The sequence below is a fragment of the Pseudomonas sp. LBUM1649 genome (genome assembly GCF_059716155.1).
In genome coordinates, this window is record NZ_CP166807.1 from 1,830,512 (window position 1) to 1,847,109 (window position 16,598).

16 protein-coding genes, 1 other RNA gene and 3 pseudogenes are annotated in these 16,598 nt (G+C 54.4%); 11 read left to right on the forward strand and 9 right to left on the reverse strand.

Annotation, left to right across the window (positions count from 1 at the left end):
• The 3 genes and pseudogenes from ACA058_RS08485 to ACA058_RS08495 all read left to right on the forward strand — a co-directional run.
• On the forward strand, nucleotides 1–1,332 hold the full coding sequence (locus ACA058_RS08485) for an O-antigen polymerase (protein ID WP_497638680.1): 1,332 nt from the start codon (nucleotides 1–3) through the stop codon (nucleotides 1,330–1,332).
• 10 nt (nucleotides 1,333–1,342) lie between these two features.
• Nucleotides 1,343–2,158, forward strand: coding sequence for a glycosyltransferase family 2 protein (locus tag ACA058_RS08490; RefSeq protein ID WP_497638681.1), 816 nt, complete (start codon nucleotides 1,343–1,345; stop codon nucleotides 2,156–2,158).
• A 1-nt stretch (nucleotide 2,159) separates the two neighbouring features.
• Nucleotides 2,160–2,601 (forward strand): annotated as a pseudogene (locus ACA058_RS08495) (polysaccharide biosynthesis protein); the annotation flags it as partial.
• A gap of 48 nt (nucleotides 2,602–2,649) precedes the next feature.
• Here ACA058_RS08495 and ACA058_RS08500 read toward each other — a convergent pair.
• Nucleotides 2,650–2,892, reverse strand: a pseudogene (locus tag ACA058_RS08500) (transposase domain-containing protein); the annotation flags it as partial.
• Between the two features lie 131 nt (nucleotides 2,893–3,023).
• Nucleotides 3,024–3,569 (reverse strand): dTDP-4-dehydrorhamnose 3,5-epimerase, encoded by a 546-nt coding sequence (gene rfbC, locus ACA058_RS08505; protein ID WP_497638682.1) that lies wholly within the window; start codon nucleotides 3,567–3,569, stop codon nucleotides 3,024–3,026.
• Between the two features lie 276 nt (nucleotides 3,570–3,845).
• Here rfbC and ACA058_RS08510 point away from each other — a divergent pair, with 276 nt between their 5' ends.
• The 3 genes from ACA058_RS08510 to fabF all read left to right on the forward strand — a co-directional run bounded on the left by ACA058_RS08510 (nucleotide 3,846) and on the right by fabF (nucleotide 6,490).
• Nucleotides 3,846–4,181 (forward strand): ComEA family DNA-binding protein, encoded by a 336-nt coding sequence (locus ACA058_RS08510; RefSeq protein ID WP_497638683.1) that lies wholly within the window; start codon nucleotides 3,846–3,848, stop codon nucleotides 4,179–4,181.
• Between the two features lie 208 nt (nucleotides 4,182–4,389).
• Nucleotides 4,390–5,184, forward strand: a complete 795-nt coding sequence (locus ACA058_RS08515) for an SDR family NAD(P)-dependent oxidoreductase (protein ID WP_497638684.1) — start codon at nucleotides 4,390–4,392, stop codon at nucleotides 5,182–5,184.
• A gap of 31 nt (nucleotides 5,185–5,215) precedes the next feature.
• Nucleotides 5,216–6,490, forward strand: coding sequence for a beta-ketoacyl-ACP synthase II (gene fabF / locus ACA058_RS08520; protein ID WP_497638685.1), 1,275 nt, complete (start codon nucleotides 5,216–5,218; stop codon nucleotides 6,488–6,490).
• Here fabF and ACA058_RS08525 read toward each other — a convergent pair.
• Nucleotides 6,471–7,043 (reverse strand): TetR/AcrR family transcriptional regulator, encoded by a 573-nt coding sequence (locus ACA058_RS08525; protein WP_497638686.1) that lies wholly within the window; start codon nucleotides 7,041–7,043, stop codon nucleotides 6,471–6,473. The two genes, fabF and ACA058_RS08525, sit on opposite strands and share 20 nt — an antisense overlap.
• Before the next feature lie 174 nt (nucleotides 7,044–7,217).
• Here ACA058_RS08525 and ACA058_RS08530 point away from each other — a divergent pair.
• Nucleotides 7,218–7,607, forward strand: a pseudogene (locus ACA058_RS08530) (GntR family transcriptional regulator).
• 15 nt (nucleotides 7,608–7,622) lie between these two features.
• A complete protein-coding gene (locus ACA058_RS08535; protein WP_497638687.1) occupies nucleotides 7,623–8,474 on the forward strand; it encodes an urea carboxylase-associated family protein in 852 nt (283 codons plus the stop codon).
• A gap of 94 nt (nucleotides 8,475–8,568) precedes the next feature.
• On the opposite strand, the gene ACA058_RS08540 is transcribed toward ACA058_RS08535, so the two are convergent.
• Nucleotides 8,569–8,742: a hypothetical protein gene (locus ACA058_RS08540; protein ID WP_497638688.1), complete on the reverse strand. Its 174-nt coding sequence runs from the start codon at nucleotides 8,740–8,742 to the stop codon at nucleotides 8,569–8,571.
• A 340-nt stretch (nucleotides 8,743–9,082) separates the two neighbouring features.
• Between ACA058_RS08540 and ffs the strand changes: the two genes are divergently transcribed.
• Nucleotides 9,083–9,179, forward strand: an RNA gene (gene ffs, locus ACA058_RS08545) — signal recognition particle sRNA small type.
• Nucleotides 9,180–9,448: 269 nt separating this feature from the next.
• Nucleotides 9,449–9,826, forward strand: coding sequence for a hypothetical protein (locus ACA058_RS08550; RefSeq protein WP_497638689.1), 378 nt, complete (start codon nucleotides 9,449–9,451; stop codon nucleotides 9,824–9,826).
• A gap of 64 nt (nucleotides 9,827–9,890) precedes the next feature.
• On the opposite strand, the gene ACA058_RS08555 is transcribed toward ACA058_RS08550, so the two are convergent.
• Nucleotides 9,891–11,150 (reverse strand): IS256 family transposase, encoded by a 1,260-nt coding sequence (locus ACA058_RS08555; RefSeq protein WP_497635083.1) that lies wholly within the window; start codon nucleotides 11,148–11,150, stop codon nucleotides 9,891–9,893.
• Between the two features lie 751 nt (nucleotides 11,151–11,901).
• On the opposite strand from ACA058_RS08555, the gene ACA058_RS08560 reads away from it, so the two are divergent.
• Nucleotides 11,902–12,222, forward strand: a complete 321-nt coding sequence (locus ACA058_RS08560; RefSeq protein ID WP_497638690.1) for a DUF2513 domain-containing protein — start codon at nucleotides 11,902–11,904, stop codon at nucleotides 12,220–12,222.
• A 458-nt stretch (nucleotides 12,223–12,680) separates the two neighbouring features.
• Here the strand turns inward: ACA058_RS08560 and ACA058_RS08565 are convergent, their stop codons facing one another.
• The 4 genes from ACA058_RS08565 to ACA058_RS08580 all read right to left on the reverse strand — a co-directional run bounded on the left by ACA058_RS08565 (nucleotide 12,681) and on the right by ACA058_RS08580 (nucleotide 16,337).
• The gene (locus ACA058_RS08565; RefSeq protein ID WP_497334141.1) at nucleotides 12,681–13,016 is read right to left on the reverse strand and encodes a hypothetical protein; all 336 of its coding nucleotides are present in this window, start codon (nucleotides 13,014–13,016) and stop codon (nucleotides 12,681–12,683) included.
• 75 nt (nucleotides 13,017–13,091) lie between these two features.
• Nucleotides 13,092–13,652, reverse strand: a complete 561-nt coding sequence (locus ACA058_RS08570) for an SCO family protein (protein ID WP_497638691.1) — start codon at nucleotides 13,650–13,652, stop codon at nucleotides 13,092–13,094.
• Nucleotides 13,653–13,655: 3 nt separating this feature from the next.
• The gene (locus ACA058_RS08575; RefSeq protein ID WP_497456220.1) at nucleotides 13,656–14,792 is read right to left on the reverse strand and encodes a hypothetical protein; all 1,137 of its coding nucleotides are present in this window, start codon (nucleotides 14,790–14,792) and stop codon (nucleotides 13,656–13,658) included.
• A gap of 12 nt (nucleotides 14,793–14,804) precedes the next feature.
• Nucleotides 14,805–16,337, reverse strand: a complete 1,533-nt coding sequence (locus tag ACA058_RS08580) for a multicopper oxidase family protein (protein ID WP_497638692.1) — start codon at nucleotides 16,335–16,337, stop codon at nucleotides 14,805–14,807.
• Between the last annotated feature and the right edge of the window lie 261 nt (nucleotides 16,338–16,598).

The window sequence follows — 16,598 nt, forward strand, 5'->3', positions numbered from 1 at the left end:
ATGGAATTGATTATACCCTGGCTTGTTGGGCTTTTTTCGTTACTGTGCCTAGGAGCTATTTTTTTTGCTGCGTGGCGTAAGACAGGAATTTGGTTTAATCCAGCATCGTTGTTTGCAATGGCGTGGGTCGTATATGTTGCTGTGCCGTTATTGGTTGGCTTTGGTATTGATTTTAATCCTGCTGCAACATTATATATTGTGTTTTTTGTTTTTTGTTTTTCCTTGAGTGCCTTTGGCATGCAGTGGAGTGTGGTGGTTGACCAGAATAAGTTTAAGGGTTTTTTGGGGGGTATATTCTCGCACAAATCGCTTATTTATTTTTTTCTGTTGTTGTTAGTTCTTGCTGTGATGTTTCACCTTCTTGATCTTAGCGCGCAGGGGTTTGCGGTGAGCTTCGATGCTCTTTCAAGTGCGGGAGAATATGCTAGTCGGCGTTATGCGGGTGAGCTTAAAGAAAATATTTTTCAAAAGCTGGCGTTGCTTGCAAGTTTCCAGGTTGTGGTTTTCGGTGGTCTTGTGTTTGGTGGGACCTCTCGGAGAAGTGGTAAAATTATTGTTTTGCTTCTTGCTTTTATTCCCTCGGTACTTGTTATGTTGTTGCAGAGCGCTAAAGGGCTTCTGTTCTTGTCCGCTGCCTTATTTATTGGTGCTTGGCTAATTACTAGAATTTTTGCAAATGATTTTCGGCTACCTCAAGTACCGCTTGTACCTGTATTGCTGGGAGTGTTGGTCTTGTTTGGGTTGGTTGTCGCATCGTTCGTTGCTCGATTTGGATCTGATGTGGATATATTGCGGTATTATCTGGTTTCGTATTCGTCGGGGCATTTCTTTGCTTTTTCGGACTGGTTTTCTGATAGGTACTTTGGGGGGGCGCTGTTTCGAGGTTATGATCAGTCGGAGTTGCAAGTAGGCTTCTATACGTTTATGGGTTTTTTTCGTGCGCTTGGGGATGCGCGTCCTGTACCAATGGGTGTTTATGATGAGTTTTTTGTAATTGACGGTGTGCTGGCTACTAATATATATACGGCTTTTCGTGGGTTGATTGTTGATTTTGGACTTTTTGGTTCCCTCTTGTTTGCAGTCTTGGCTGGGTTTGTGGCTAACCTGTCGTTCTATCTTTTGTTGCGTAAGAGATTCGCTGTTACTGCTGTTGTGATTTTCATATATATGGTTGGTGTGATCTATCAGAGTTATGGTGTAAGTTCTCTCACTTGGATTTCGGTTCCGGTTTCAGCGGCTATTAGTGTCGCGTTGATTTCGCTCTTTAGGATGTCTATGCGGTATTCTATTGTATTGGGAAAATCTCGAGATTCAGAAGTAATTAACTTATGAGGTGGTGCTTGTGACTCCTAGGTTCGCGTTTGTTGGTGTGGTATATAATAACTATCAAGATACGTTTGATTTTTGTCAGTCATTGGCAGATATCGTGTCTGGTGGTTCTCGCCTTGTCTGTGTTCTTGTTGATAACTCGGATCGGTTGGAGGTCCGAGAAAGAATTGACTCGCTGGTGGTTGATTTTCCATTTATAAAAATATTGCGGCCTGACCGCAATCTTGGGTATTTTGGTGCGTTCAACTGTTTTTTCGAGAGTGAATTCTTTGAGCGTGAAGATATAGTTGTATTGTGCAATAACGATCTGGTGTTTGCGCGCGATTTTTGCGAAAAATTCTTGTGTGCTCGTTACCCTGATGATGTTTTTGTGGTGTGTCCGGATGTGATAACGGTTGATGGTGTTCATCAGAATCCCCATGTGTTAACGCCGTGGGGAAGAATTGCGAGATTAAAATTAGATTTGTATTTTACGCATTATTATCTGGCGTGCGTTTTAAGGTGGGTCCAGCGATGCCTGTATCGCTTGGGTGGGGGCAAGAAAAGAGTTGAGCCGTCCCCTCCTGGTTATCTTCATATGGGCATAGGCGCTTGTTATATTTTGCTTCCTGCATTTCTGCGTAGGTTTTCGCGCTTGGATTTCCCCCACTTCCTCTATGGTGAGGAAGCCTACTTGACTCGGCAGGTTCATTCCGCAGACGGAAAGCTTTATTATGATCCGAACTTGAAGGTTCTACATAAGGAGAGCGCAACTCTATCAAAACTACCGTCGCGTGTAACTTACGAATTTGGACGGGAAGGGTATAGGCATTATAGGAATTTTTACTGAGATGAGCTTTGCAAATAAGCGTCTATTGAATATAGGTGGCACTGGCTCCTTTGGTAATGCCGTGCTTAAACGGTTTCTCGATACGGATATTGCTGAATATTCGTATCTTCCGTGACGAAAAGAAGCAGGATGACATTGGCAAGCGCTATGCCAATTCCAAGCTGAAATTCTATATCGGTGATGTGCGCGATTATCAGGGCATCCAGAATGGCGTCAAGCGCGTGGTATGTCTGAGCACCGATAAGGCCGTGTATCCGATCAATGCCATGAGGATTTCCAAGGCGATGATGGAGACGGTCATGGTGGCTAAGTCACGCAACGTTGATGATGACAAGACTGTGATCTGCGACACGCGCTACGGCAACGTTATGGCTTCACTCGGTTCGGTCATTCCGTTGTTTATTGAGCAGATTCGTGCTGGAGCTCCGTTGACTTTGACTGATCGTAAGCGCTCCATGAACCCCTCCTATTCGAAAAAATAGGCGGCGCGCTTAGCGAGGCGATGTGGTCGAGCAGTTCCAAGGCAGCAGCGCCTCGAAGGCTTCTACGCTCGAGGCTTGTGGCAGGCGCTCAAGTACGTTGCGCAGCCACGCATAGGGCTCTTGGCCGTTGGCTTTAGCCGTTTCGACCAAACTGTAAAGTTGAGCACTGGCCGTCGCGCCTTTGGGTGTGTCGCTGAACAGCCAATTGCGCCCGATCACAAACGGTTTAATTGCACGCTCCGCCGGGTTGTTGGATCGATCCAACGCTATAGCTCGATCAATTTAGCAGCGCGAGTAACACTGCTCGACGTTGGAAGCAGCTTCCGAGAAGCTGCTTTCCATTACACTTGAGCGACCGTCTCAAATCGTAAGGGTCGAACTGCTCACGGAAACAGATCTGCTTCTTGCAGGGTTTTACCCGCCTGGTCCTTGGCCGAGAGTTTTGGTTCTTCAGTGAGCTGCCAGTCGATGTCCAAAGTCGGATCATTCCAGCGAATGCAGCGTTCGGCAGAAGGGGTGTAGTAGTTTGTAGTTTTGTAGAGAAACTCGGCGAAGTCGCTCAGGACCACGAAGCCGTGTGCGAAGCCTTCTGGAACCCAGAGCTGACGGTGATTTTCAGCCGATAGTCGAACGGCCACCCACTTTCCGAAATGCGGCGAGCTACGCCGAATGTCCACTGCGACGTCGAGAACCTCTCCAGTAGTAACACGCACCAGTTTCCCCTGAGGGTTTTCAAGTTGATAGTGCAAGCCGCGCAGCACACCTTTTTTCGAGCGGGAATGATTGTTCTGAACAAATTTGGTGTTCAAACCAGTCGCTTCTTTGAAAGCCTTGGCGTTGAAGCTTTCATAGAAGAAGCCGCGCTCGTCACCAAATACCTTGGGTTCGATGATCAGAACACCGGGTAAGTCGGTGGTGACTACTTTCATTGGTTTTCTCCAGCGGTAGTGAAAGGTAAAGGCTTCGGTCCGTTATGACCAAAGCGCACATATTAAAGCAATGCCTTGGTCAGGCAATCGGATATTTGAACTCAGTGACATACGCGATAGCCGGTTTTAACTGGATCTACCAGCAACGTCGCCTCGAACCCTGATTGTCTCACATCTCGCAATACACACATTTTTGACACCCTCCCTACATCGCCTAACTTGAGGAAGCAGCTGCGGAAAAGCTGCTTCCTCAACCGATGTCATGGAGCGTCATTTATGCGTACAGGCTATTTCTATTCCCTGGTTTTTGCCCTGCTCACCAGTGCCTCTATCACCGCTAATGCAGCGCCCGCAGCCAAGCCGGAGGCTTCCACGGCTCCGGTGGCGATGGAGGCTTCGGCCAGTGCGCAATTAGTCAAAGTGGACCTCAACAAGGCTGATGCGCCGACCTTGCAGCGTGAGTTATCCGGTGTGGGGGAGGCCAAGGCTCGGGCGATTGTTGCGTATCGTGAAAGTAATGGTCCTTTTGCATCCGTCGAGGAGTTGCTCGAGGTGAAGGGGTTCGGCAAGGCCCTTCTGGATAAGAATCGCGAGAAGCTTCAGGTGAACTAAGCTTGTAAGTCAGCCTTGGAAGGCCGGTCATTGACCGGCCTTTTTGCATTCTGGCGGATGCTGCATGGTTTTGCCTTTCGTCGCCAATGAAAAAATTACGGCTATCATAAACCAATTAAATTATGCCTATAATAAATCAGCTATCCGTCTCAGCGCGCTGTGAACTAGGCGCTTATGCATTCCTCTGGCATCTCCCAGGAGCAACGTCATGACTTCCATCCAGTCCCAAGGTACCGCCCTAGTCACCGGTGCCTCCTCCGGTATCGGTGCGATCTACGCGCAGCGGTTGGCGGCGCGTGGTTTTGATTTGTTGTTGGTCGCCCGTGATCAAGGGCGTCTTGAGGCGGCGGCGAGCGCGTTGCGCGATGCCCATGGTGTAAAGGTCGAGGTGTTCAAGGCGGATTTGACGCAGAAGGATGATGTGCTGAAGCTTGAGCAGCGTCTGCGCAGTGATTCGAGTATCAGTCTGTTGCTGAACAATGCGGGGGTGGCGGCGGATGGGTTGTTGGCCAACGCCGATCTGGACCAGATGGAGCGCATGATTCAGTTGAATATCACGGCGGTCACGCGTTTGGCGTCGGCTGCGGCGGCGAGTTTTGCCAAGGCGGGTCGGGGCACGATCATCAACATTGCGTCGGTGGTGGCGTTGTTTCCCGAGCGTTTCAATGCGACGTACAGCGCGAGCAAGGCTTATGTGTTGAGTCTGACCCAGTCGTTGGACGCCGAGCTCGACGGCACTGGCGTCAAGGTCCAGGCTGTGTTGCCAGGGGTGACACGCACTGAGATCTGGGAGCGCTCGGGTATCGATGCTTCGCAGATTCCGGCGGAGATGGTCATGGAGGCGGGGGATATGGTCGATGCAGCCCTTGCTGGTCTGGATCAGGGTGAGTTGGTCACCATTCCTTCATTGCCGGATGCAGGCGACTGGGATGCATTTGTGGCGGCGCGTCTCGTCATGGCGCCTAATCTTTCCAGAAGCAAAGCGGCAGCGCGTTACAAATGACGCGCGCGAACCGGAATGAGGTGGTTGCGGTATGAGTGATCGTCGAGTGGTAGTGACAGGCATGGGGCTGGTGTCTCCGCTGGGTAGCGGCGTTGAAGCGGTCTGGGCGCGGTTGTTGGCCGGGCGTTCAGGGTTGCGCAACTTGCCGGACGAGGTGGTGGCCGATCTGCCGGCCAAGGTCGGCGGGGCTGTGCCAACCCTGGCAGAGGATCCGGAGGCGGGTTTTGACCCGGATCGGGCAACAGCGCCCAAAGAACAGAAGAAGATGGATCGGTTCATCCTGTTTGCCATGGAGGCGGCGCGTCAGGCCATCGAGCAGGCGGGTTGGCAGGCGCAAACAGCCGATGCCCAGGAGCGTACGGCAACCATCATCGGTTCCGGTGTCGGGGGGTTCGGGGCGATTGCCGATGCGGTGCGCACCACGGACAGCCGTGGGCCGCGACGTTTGTCGCCGTTCACCATTCCTTCGTTCCTGGTCAACCTGGCGGCAGGTCATGTGTCGATCCAGCATGGGTTCAAGGGCCCGCTGGGGGCGCCAGTCACGGCCTGTGCGGCCGGAGTCCAGGCCATTGGCGATGCTGTGCGGTTGATTCGTTCCGGCGAGGCGGATATTGCGGTGTGTGGGGGTGCGGAGGCGGCGATCGATCGGGTCAGCCTCGCCGGCTTTGCGGCGGCACGTGCCTTGTCCAGCGCTTTCAACGACACCCCGGAGCGCGCCTCGCGACCGTTCGACAGCGATCGCGATGGCTTTGTCATGGGCGAGGGGGCAGGCCTGCTGGTGGTCGAATCCCTGGAGCATGCCTTGGCCCGGGGCGCTCAACCCTTGGCAGAAGTGGTCGGTTATGGCACCAGCGCCGACGCCTATCACCTTACCTCGGGGCCTGAGGATGGCAGTGGCGCTCGACGGGCGATGTCATTGGCATTGGCGCAGGCGGGGATTTTGCCGGCGCAGGTCCAGCATCTGAATGCGCACGCCACCTCGACGCCAGTGGGCGACCTGGGGGAGTTGGCAGCCATCAAGGCGTTGTTCGGTTCGAACAACGGCATTGCAGTGACCTCGACCAAATCGGCCACCGGTCATTTACTCGGTGCCGCCGGCGGGATCGAAGCCATTTTCACGCTGCTGGCGATCCGGGACCAGATCGTGCCGGCGACCCTCAATCTCGATAACCCGGACCCGGCCAGCGAGGGCGTGGACATTGTCCATGGCCAGGCTCGGCCCATGGTGATCGAGTATGCGCTGTCCAACGGTTTCGGGTTTGGCGGGGTCAATGCCAGTGTGCTGTTCAAGCGCTGGGTTGGCTAGTCCCGGATTGATTGAGGTAGGTGCGTGTCACCTCGAGGATCTCGGCCGCCAGCTCGGGGTTCTCGACGCTGCGCGAAAGCAGCAGCGCGCCGATCAGTGCGGACATGATGACGATGCTGCGGTGCTCAATGTTTTCAGCCTCGAGTGTGCCTTGGATCTGGCGAAGTCGTGCATGGAGTACCGCGTCTGAAGTAGGACTTGGCTGGCCGCGCATGCCGAGTTCCGAGGACATGGTCGGCAGCGGGCAGCCTTCGTGGGGCGAAGTCTGGTGCCATTCAGACAAGTAGGCGTTGATGAACGCCTCCAGCGGACGGTCGTGGGCGAACAGCTCTGCGCAGGTGACGTCCACTTGATCCCCGGCAGCCTGTAACGCTTTTTCCACCAACTCATCCTTGGACTTGAAGTGTGAATAAAAGCCCCCGTGGGTCAAGCCCAGCGCTTTCATCAGGGGTTGCAGGCCAGTCGCGCCGATGCCGTCACGGCGAAAGCGCACGGAAGCCTCCTTGATGATGCGTTGGTGGGTCTGGGCTTTATGGTCCTGCGAGTAACGCATCTGATATCTCCACATCAATGCGCCATATTAACCAATGAAAATTGGATGGTGACTGTACTTCTATTTCTAAAAAGCATGCAGATGCGTCGAACTTGATCGAAACGCCAATGGAATATGTCACGAATAGTGATTATTCATTCATCAGCGATTGTTGAACAATCCGAGGAAATGGGTATGAACAGCGGACTGTCATTGGCCGATCACACATCACACTGGAGTTACGCGGCGACGTCATTGGTGGGCGGTTGCTGCCCGGCATGGCCTTGGTGGAAAGCGATCTGGTGGCAGCTTACAGCGCTTCGCGCAATACCATTCGGGAGGCCTTGCACCGCTTGGGGCAGGAGGGTCTGACCCGCTATGTGCGCAACAAGGGTGTAATGGTGCGCCGGTTGGGATCGAGGATGTGCGGGACCTGTTCCAGGTTCGCCGCACGCTCGCGATCGGCAGATCCATCAGCTGCTCGCCGAGGGCGACAAGCGCGGGGCTGAAGATGCCATGAGCCTGTATCTCGACGATTCCGAACACCTGCTGTTGCAATTGCTTGCCCCTGCTTCCCATCACTGATCGAGGATCTGTGCCATGTACAAAGACTATCCGGCGGCCTATCAAGTCAGCAAAGGCTCGGCCTTGCAAGTGGACAAGGTCTTCTACGAGCGGGTTCGCGACGCCAGGGACGGGCGCACCCTGATCGAGTCATTCGAAGTGCCGATTCGTACCGGCCGTGCCTGGACGGTCCCGGCCGGGCACGTGTTTCGCGTCACCACGCCGGTGGGGCCGCAAGTGGGGGACTTCAATGTCTGGAACGCCAACGATCCGCGCGAACGCTTGTGGGCGGCGCGGACCCGGCAGTTGCAGGGCGCGCACGTCAGCACCCACGACAGGCTCTGGTCGAACCTGCCGTTCTTGCGGCCGCTGGTGACCATCACCGATGACAGCCTCGCGGCGTACGGTATCGATGAACATGGCGGGCGCCTGCACGACTTGCTGGGTACCCGCTGCGACCCGTACGTGAACAAAATGCTCACCGGCGAGGACTTCCATCATCATTGCCACTCCAACCTGACTCGCGCGGTACTGCCCCACGGCCTGACCGAATTCGACGTGCATGACGTGCTGAACATTTTCCAGTGCGCGGGGCTGAACCACGACGACATGTACTTCATGAAGGCCTGTCCGGCGCAGAAGGGCGATTACCTGGAGTTCTTCGCCGAGATCGATTTGCTGTGTGCATTATCGACCTGCCCGGGAGGCGATCTGTCGCTGGCCATGTGGGGGCCGGATGCACAGGATCCGCTGAGCGTGTGCCACCCGTTGGGGGTGGAGGTCTATCGACTGGATGATTCGTTGCTCGAGGGCTGGAGCCAGCCGGAGCGTGCGGCGTACAAGGGGTTGCATGGGTTGCACATTGCGAAGGCTGATTGGGAAGAGTAGGCGCTGGCTTGCCGGTGAATCAGCTACCACGCGTTATCGTTGACGACCATCGCGAGCAGGCTCGCTCGTACAGGGAATTGCATACGGCTCTCGATCAGGCCGGCCGGTAGGCCGCCTCGCGCGAGCTTTTGATTTGGCTTTTGATTTTCTTGCCATATCGAGAGGCCGAGTGGAGGTTCTCTGTAGGAGCGAGCTTGCTCGCGATGGAGGTCAACGATAACGCGCCCTGCCTGAATGAACGCGTTGTCCCGGCGTTTTTCGCGAGCATGCTCGCTCCTACAGGCTTTTCCAAGTGACTCGCTGTAAAAGCGAAACCCTAGGTGGCCGTTACCGCAGGAATGGATATGTACTCAGTCAACAATATCCAGGTCGGCTGTCAGACCGCTATCGCTGGCAGGCCAGCTCCCACAGTAGATCGGGTACAGCCGCGAGAGATTGGTCGGCTGTCAGGCCGTCTTCGCTACAGTCAATGCACCACGAGATTTTCTAGGCCATTGCATGTCCTTGAACCAGCTCATATTTTTTAATCCGCTCGAACGGTTGTAACTTCGTCTCAGATAGGTACAATGGCGCGGCTCGCCGTCAGGTGAGCGTCGTTATGGTGACCCCATCGGTCCCCCCGCAACGATCAACCGTGAACCCGGTCAGGCCTGGAAGGGAGCAGCCGCAGCGGTGACATTGTGTGCCGGGGTGTGGCTGGTGGGGTTACCACCTATCTCTAAGTCCTTGAATTCTCAAGGATTTCTCAGTCAAAAAAAATCGAAGTGTGACAGCGTTTAGGTACACCTAAGTGGTGCACTGTGCTGGGCATTCTAGCGTTCCATAAGCTTCCTCCCAAGCTCGATTGTGCCGAGTGATCGACTTTTTTACCTGGCTATTGCGGGGCGAGTGATTTTCATCAAGTGTGCCCTTGCTGCGTCGTAAGGTTCTAGAGTGGCGATGGTGGGTGGTTTGCTTTGAGAGGTTTCTTTTCCATGGCGCGGACATTGGCTAAAGTGTCTGCATTGATCATCAGGGATGAGCTGATGGTGGGACTTCGAAAAAAAATAAAAAAAGGGCTTCGGCATGATCGACTTGCCAAGTCGACAGTTGCTGTGGCTGGCATCACTACGGCTGCGTCGGCTGCGACGAGTGTTATAGCCTCGATTGCCGCCCCTACCGGTATAACTGCCGTGACCGTCGCGCTTGGGCTTACAAGTGCTCCCTTGATTGTGGCAGCGGCGCCCATTGTTGCCGGTTTTGCAGCAACTGCTGGTGCTGTGGCTGGAGTTGTACGCTTCTACTCGTGGTGCAGGGAGTCCTCAAGTGATGAGGATATCTCTCATGATGGAGATGAAGATAGGTCGTCTTGAGTGGAGAGTGTCAGATTTTTTGTGTGCGGGCCGGTAACAGCCTGCCGTAAGGCAGGCCTTCATTTCACCAAGTTGGCCTGATGAATCGATCTCCGTACAAAACCGCGAACTGATTCATTGCGTTCTTCCAGTCATGGGCCGGACTGCCCCAATTGGCGGTGATATTTTGCAGTGCCAGCCAGATCAGCTTTGTCGCCGCATCATCGGTTGGAAAATGTCCTCTTGTCTTGATGATCTTGCGCAACTGAGCATTGATGCTCTCGATGGCGTTGGTGGTGTAGATCACTTTTCGTATGGCTGGCGGGAAGATGAAAAACGGGATGACTCGGTCCCAGGCACGCCTCCAGGCAGCAGCCACCGTTGGATATTGTTTACCCCAAGGTCCAGATTCGAAGGCATCTAAAGCCTGCTCGGCAACTTCAGCGTTGAGTGCTTGATAAATCGGCTTCAGGGCTTTGGCCAGTTCGCGACGTTTATCCCAGGCCGCGTAATCAAGGCTGTTACGGATCAAGTGGACGATGCAGGTCTGCAGCGTCGTCTGAGGGAACACCGCACTCAAGGCTTCTGGCATGCCTTTGAGTCCGTCAGTGACAGCGATCAAAACGTCTTCGACGCCTCGAGTCTTGAGGTCATTGAAAACCTTCATCCAGAACTTGGCACCCTCGGTCGTTTCAATCCAGATGCCCAGAATATCTCGTGTACCGTCCGGCAATACGCCCAGGGCTAAGTAAATGGCCTTGTTGCGAACCACCCCCTCGTCACGGATTTTGACCCGCAGAGCATCGAAGAAAATGACTGGGTACATGGGTTCAAGTGGTCGCTGCTGCCAAGCACTGACCTCTTCCAGAACTGCATCGGTGACTGAGCTGATGAAGTCATGGGAGACATCTGTGCCGTATTGCTCCGATAGAAATGCACGAATCTCGCGCACGCTCATGCCGCGTGCATACATGGCAATAATCTTGTCATCGAAGCCGGTAAAGCGGCGCTCGTGCTTGGGGATCAGAATCGGAGCAAAGCTGCCATCGCGGTCTCTGGGGATGTCCAGGCGAAGCGGGCCGTCATCGGTCAGCACGGTCTTGCCGCTCTTACCATTACGCTGGTTGCTCGACTCCTCAGGGCGCTGCGCGCCCTGAGGGTAGCCAAGGTGGTGGCCGAGTTCGGCTCCCAAGGCTCGTTCAATCAGCGCCTTTTTGAACGCCATCGAAGCGTCCTGAATGGCTTCGGCACTCATCGGACCGTTCACGAACTGGTCGATCAGCTCTTTTGGAATGGATGGTAGGTCACGCTGGGCCTCGCGGGCCGGTTTCTTTTTGGTCGGCATACATGCACCTCTTCAACATGTTATGCCCGAACACAAAATTTATGACAGTCCCCTTGAGTGAGGTGGCATTAGGCTTACCACCTGTTTCAGCGTTTAAGCCCACCTGAGCGGTGCCCCATGAACGGCATGCTCTCGGCGATCCTTTCTGGCCTCCTACGCAACTTCAGACATCTTGCGAAAGGGCACCTATGCCTTCGTCAATCGTCCGCTGGGTTCAGTCGAGGTGGTCAAGGAAATCCCTGACGTGTCTTCGGACAGTAACCGAACTGCGCACCTCGACCCATTTTGCCAGTTCTTCGATGGCAGCAGCGATAGCTATCTGGCTCTCGTTCAGGGCTAGCAGGACACTGGGTAGTACATTGTCTTTCTGAAGGTCCATCTCCAATTTTCAGTGGATGACCTCAATGTCGAGTGACCCGTTAACGAGCTGGAATACACGCTGGAATTTTGCACAGCGATATAGTCGTCTGCAAATCGAGTAACGCTTCACAGCATCGAGCTGACAAAGCAGTTGCATTCCAGCACATAGAAAGGGGCGGGTTTGCTGAGCAGGGGCAAGACTCATGGAGCGAGCTTGAAGACGTGTTGACGGCTATCCGCTTGGCTGGATTGTGGGAACCTCATGAAATCAAATACATTGGGTTGGTCGTCGCAGGTCTTAAGACTCGGGAGCCAAGCCGGCTTTTTGTTTCTATAGTAATTCGATAAGAATAGAATCGAACCAAAGCAGTCAATTTCTGTGGGGTGCAATGTGAAACGAGACAACACGCTGATTTTTGCAGTTTTGTCGTGCATTGAATCCAGCCTGATATCCGTTGGGTCGTCATATTCGGAAATTACGCATCAGCTTGAACACGACTATGGCGTCTCTGATGATAGTGAGCATCTTGGAGATTTCCAAAGAAGCTTGGAGTATCAGATGGAGATCCTCGAAGATGCTGGATTCGTGAAGAAATACTCAGAACACTACGATACTCCGGAAAATATTTTTTATCGTTTGACGTGGGCTGGACACGATTATCTCGATGACAGAAGAACGGCTGGTTGCTTAGTCACGCGGTTTGTCACTTAAAGACCCCCCCATCATGCAGATGAAAAGCTTAAGCGTATCTCGTCAGGACCACATGTGACTTTGCTTCCCAGTGTGGGATATCAAGATAGGCCAACGAGTACGAAACGTGGTTGACTTACTGAAGTCGTATCCGGGCACACGCGCCATCGACAGTAGCTTTATAACGATGCTCGCCTTCCATACTGCCTACCCCTGCAAAAAATGATCTAGGTTGCTCCCTGGGTCATTGCACAGACCTGCCCAATTGTTTGCGTTCGACCTGACCAGTTCTTTGGACAGATTCGACCAGCACGTTTCCTTTCGATCACCGGCAGAAGACGACCCTAAGCTGCCGGTGGGAGAGGCGGAATACTGCGGCACAGGGACTTCCTGTCACGAAAAAAGCCGGCAATTTTGCAGGTTTTGGATCGTGAGTTAAAGCCTGACAGGCGAGCGCAACACAGGAGTGTTTTTAACAACTACTTCAGTGTGATCGCCCACGTAATAAAGCCTGCAATGCCCGTCGTGCAGGTCAGGGCAGTCAGAAAAAGACCGTCGATTAACTTTTCCAACAAGTGATTTCGGTTCAACTGTCTGGTACGCAGCGCCCAGTACGATAGAAGTGTTGTGACCAAGTACAAAATGGCATTGATCGCAAGAAAGTCATCCCCCAGCGAATCCTCACTTCTCAACGTGGTCACTACTTGAAAAATCCCGATCACCGTAATGCATACGCCGACCATGGCGGCAGAGGCGGTAAAGATATGAACACAAACGTCTTCGTTCAAGCTGACAGGAGACTTTGTTTCGTTCATGGCATTTTTCCGCGCATGGGTTAACAACCTGATAACAGAAACGCCGCTCCCATCCGTCTGACCGATACAGGCACGTCAGGCCGAGGCATCAGTCAGTGCAGCGACTACCTGTTTCTCGATTTCCTTTTCATCCAGCCCACGCCCGAAATGCTTGAGGTAGCGGCCTTGGGCATCGAGTAAAAACAGGAGGGTGGAATGATCCATCATGTATTGCCCCGGTTGATCGCCGGTCGGCACTTTTTTGTAATACACGTGATAGGCGTCGGTGATGCGGGTGATCTCTTGCGCCGAGCCGGTTAAACCTACGAAGTTGTCGGCGAAGTACTTCACGTACTCCTTGAGCTTTTTTGGTGTGTCCCGTTCCGGGTCGATGGTGACGAATACCGGTCGTACCGAAATACCCTGCTGTTGTTGTAATTGCCGACTGATGCGGGCCATTTTCGCAAGGTCAGTGGGGCAAATGGCCGGGCAGGTCATGAAGCCGAAATACAGCAGCGTGGGCTCGCCAAAACTGCGCTCCGTGACGCGCTGGCCATTCTGATTGGTCAGCTGGAATGGCCCGCCGATATCGGTGCGGGGCGCCGCTGTCGTGCAGGTTGCCAATCCGATCAAAAACAGCGTCGTTAGCCACTTCATTGCTCAGTACCCTCCCGAATAGGTCAGCGCCAAGCCCACCAGTTCGGACATCTGGCCGTCCTCTTTCTGGGTGCCGGCGGACAAGCCAAGTTTGATCTGACCAGTGATGTTGTAGGTCAGGCTCAACTCGTTGAGGTAGTCCTGCCGATCCGCGCCCCCGGTCGATTCGCGATGCTTGTCGGTGCGCGTCGCGCCCAGCGCCCAGTCGCCGAAATCGAAGGTCAGGGAAGTAGTCAGGTAGCGGGTGTCATTGCCCTTGATGCCATCTTCGCTGTCGACATCGGCGAATTCGATGAAGGGCACGATATCGAAGTAACGCCCGTCCAGTGTAGGCTCAAGATCGGTACTCGGCGCATAGGCCCAGATATAGCGGGCCGAGGCGATCTTGATGGTTTCATCGTCTTCGCCAGGTGGATCGGGCTGCGTCGTATCCTCGGCCTGTTTGTTGAACATATAGCCAGCCTGCATTTCCAGATAAGGCACCGCCGGAATCGCTATCCAGTTCACCGTCATCGCATAGGAGTCGAGCTTGCCGGTATTCGATGGCCCGCCATCGCTGCGCTGCAACTTCTCGCCATGGCGCAGGTAGGGCCGGCCGAGAAACGAATTGTCCGCGGTATACACGCTGAGGTTGGGTTCAATCATCCCCAGTTTCTGGTCGAAAAAGCGGTACGCCACTGTGCCGCCGAGCATGCCGTCGAGGTCGTAGGTGGCGACGTAATCATTGGTGTAGAGGCCGGGCGCCTGGTCCTGCGCCCGACCGAACGGCACATGGTATTTGCCGACCGAAAAGGCCGAGTTGGCGTTGTTCTGGTAGTAGTTCAAGTCATTGATCACCAGCCCCACGTCTTCGAAGAAACGCTTTTGCCCAGGTTCAGGCCCGGCTACGGGATTGATCTCGGTGGACAGCTGTATCTGCTGATCATGGGTTAAGCGAAAGTAGAACGTGGTGTTGATGTCCGGGTACGCGTCCCCGGTGTTGCGGTTGCCGCCCTGGGGCGAATCGCCATGAACGTGGTCATATTGAAACGTCGCGTCGTAATCCATGCCGACATTGGGGTACTGCCCGTCATCGGCCAGCGTCGACTCAACGGCCCACACCGATCCCATCAACAACACAGCCAAGCGATAGTTGTACATGGCGTACCCCTTTTACTTGATCAGTGGGCTGGACGCTTTCGGGTCCTGTCCGGTGTTGCGCAGGTAGGAGCACAACTGGTTGTTTTCACCGTACAGCCCGCCGAGGGGTTCAAGCTTGACTGCCTGTTCGTAGTCCTCGGGCTTGACCACCTGGATCGCCTGCATCATGCCGCCGTCCTCATGTTCGAGGATGTGACAGTGGTAGACGAACTTGCCGAGAATTACCGGATCGCGAAAGGGGATTCGCACGGTGATCGAGCCTGTGGCGGGTATGAACACGTTGTCCCGATAGCCGCTGAACTGTACCGGTTTATCGTTGATTTCGGTAACCTGGAAGTCCACTTGGTGAATATGAAACTGGTGCAATTCCTGGGACGGATTGAACAGGCGCCACTCTTCGACGTCACCAAGTTTGACCGTGGTGTTGACCCGGTCCAGCTCGAAACGTGTGCCGTTGATCAGGAACGCATTGGGGTCGGTGTCAGAATCCTGGAAGGCGAACTGGCGCGTCTTGTTCACTGCGATCTTGCTGAAGTCCTCGGCCGTTGGGTAGGCGCTGGTGATCTGCCGCGTCGCGACCCGCTCACCGCTGGAGCGCAGCACGGCAAGTTTGGCTTCGGGATAGTCATCGCCCGCCGGGCCAGTGTTGCCGGAGCCGGTTTCGATTTCATAGGATCCCGCCGGTGGCCCGACCACCAACACACTGAAACGCGCCGACGGCCCGATCAGCACTTGGTCAGTGTCGACCCTGCGCGTAACGGTGTTGCCGTCGCGCGACAGCACCTGCACCGACTGGCCGTTGATGCGAATTCGGAAGTACTGGTTGGCGGCAATATTGATGAAGTGCCAGAGTTGGGTTTCCCCCGGCTTTATGTCGATGATCGGCACTTCCTGGCCATTGATCGTGCGAATCGACGGCGCGCTGGTGATGATCTCGCTGGCGACTTTGCCGGTCAGTGTTTTTTGAAAGTTACGCAGGACCAGGACTTGTTCCTTGATGCCCTTGAGTTCGGGGAACGGGTCAAGCATGCCATCGACCAGGATCGGTCCGGCGATCCCTGCCGACACCTGGCGCTGGGATCCGCCATGGAAATGGCTGTGATACCAGTAGGCACCCGGGCTGTGAGCCAGCGGTAGTTTGACGTTGTATATGCCAATCTGATGGGGCTGGGTCACGCGAAAAATATTATCGCCTTCGTCCAGGGGCGACACCTGCATGCCGTGAAAATGCAGGTTGGTGATTTCGTCCATACGATTATCCAGACGGATCGCCATGGTTCCGCCCGGTCGCGTGCGAATCAGCGGCGAATCGTAATCGCCGTTGAATACCAACGAAACATATCGCTCATTGCCCACATTGACCTGTTGCTCGGCCGCCGTCAGCGTGGCATGAGTCACACCATTGCCATCGTATGAAAACTCGGGGTTTTGCCGCAGAGGCTGGGACGCAGGCTCGGTGGAGCTTTGGGTCGAGCATGCGCTGAGCGCAAGAGCGACCACGCTCGCGCAGAGTGCAAAGGCACGGACGCCGAAAGCGCTTGGCATGTTTGCGACCTCCAGTAGCATGGCAGGGAATGACAGTTGTGATTCAATCCGCCCGCATGTTGCCGAAGGTGAGCAGCCCACCGCGCAATGTGAAAAACCACGTCCTGCGTGGCCTTGAGTAGATTTGCGCGCAACGTTTTGCAGTGTAGAGCAGACACGAGCAGGCGCAAGGGCCTGGATCCATGCCTACACTGATATCCCGTACTCAGTGAGAAAACGGGACTGAATCAAGATTTCTCCTGCTGGCAGGAAGAAAATCGG

Coding starts and splice junctions, on each gene's coding strand:
- ACA058_RS08575 (WP_497456220.1), bottom strand. CDS start 14,792: ATGTACAACTATCGCTTGGCTGTGTTGTTGATGGGATCGGTGTGGGCC.
- ACA058_RS08525 (WP_497638686.1), bottom strand. CDS start 7,043: ATGCGTTACTCGCAGGACCATAAAGCCCAGACCCACCAACGCATCATC.
- ACA058_RS08550 (WP_497638689.1), top strand. CDS start 9,449: ATGGCGCGGACATTGGCTAAAGTGTCTGCATTGATCATCAGGGATGAG.
- ACA058_RS08580 (WP_497638692.1), bottom strand. CDS start 16,337: ATGCCAAGCGCTTTCGGCGTCCGTGCCTTTGCACTCTGCGCGAGCGTG.
- ACA058_RS08555 (WP_497635083.1), bottom strand. CDS start 11,150: ATGCCGACCAAAAAGAAACCGGCCCGCGAGGCCCAGCGTGACCTACCA.
- ACA058_RS08510 (WP_497638683.1), top strand. CDS start 3,846: ATGCGTACAGGCTATTTCTATTCCCTGGTTTTTGCCCTGCTCACCAGT.
- ACA058_RS08570 (WP_497638691.1), bottom strand. CDS start 13,652: ATGAAGTGGCTAACGACGCTGTTTTTGATCGGATTGGCAACCTGCACG.
- rfbC (WP_497638682.1), bottom strand. CDS start 3,569: ATGAAAGTAGTCACCACCGACTTACCCGGTGTTCTGATCATCGAACCC.
- ACA058_RS08485 (WP_497638680.1), top strand. CDS start 1: ATGGAATTGATTATACCCTGGCTTGTTGGGCTTTTTTCGTTACTGTGC.
- ACA058_RS08535 (WP_497638687.1), top strand. CDS start 7,623: ATGTACAAAGACTATCCGGCGGCCTATCAAGTCAGCAAAGGCTCGGCC.
- ACA058_RS08540 (WP_497638688.1), bottom strand. CDS start 8,742: ATGCTCGCGAAAAACGCCGGGACAACGCGTTCATTCAGGCAGGGCGCG.
- ACA058_RS08515 (WP_497638684.1), top strand. CDS start 4,390: ATGACTTCCATCCAGTCCCAAGGTACCGCCCTAGTCACCGGTGCCTCC.
- ACA058_RS08565 (WP_497334141.1), bottom strand. CDS start 13,016: ATGAACGAAACAAAGTCTCCTGTCAGCTTGAACGAAGACGTTTGTGTT.
- fabF (WP_497638685.1), top strand. CDS start 5,216: ATGAGTGATCGTCGAGTGGTAGTGACAGGCATGGGGCTGGTGTCTCCG.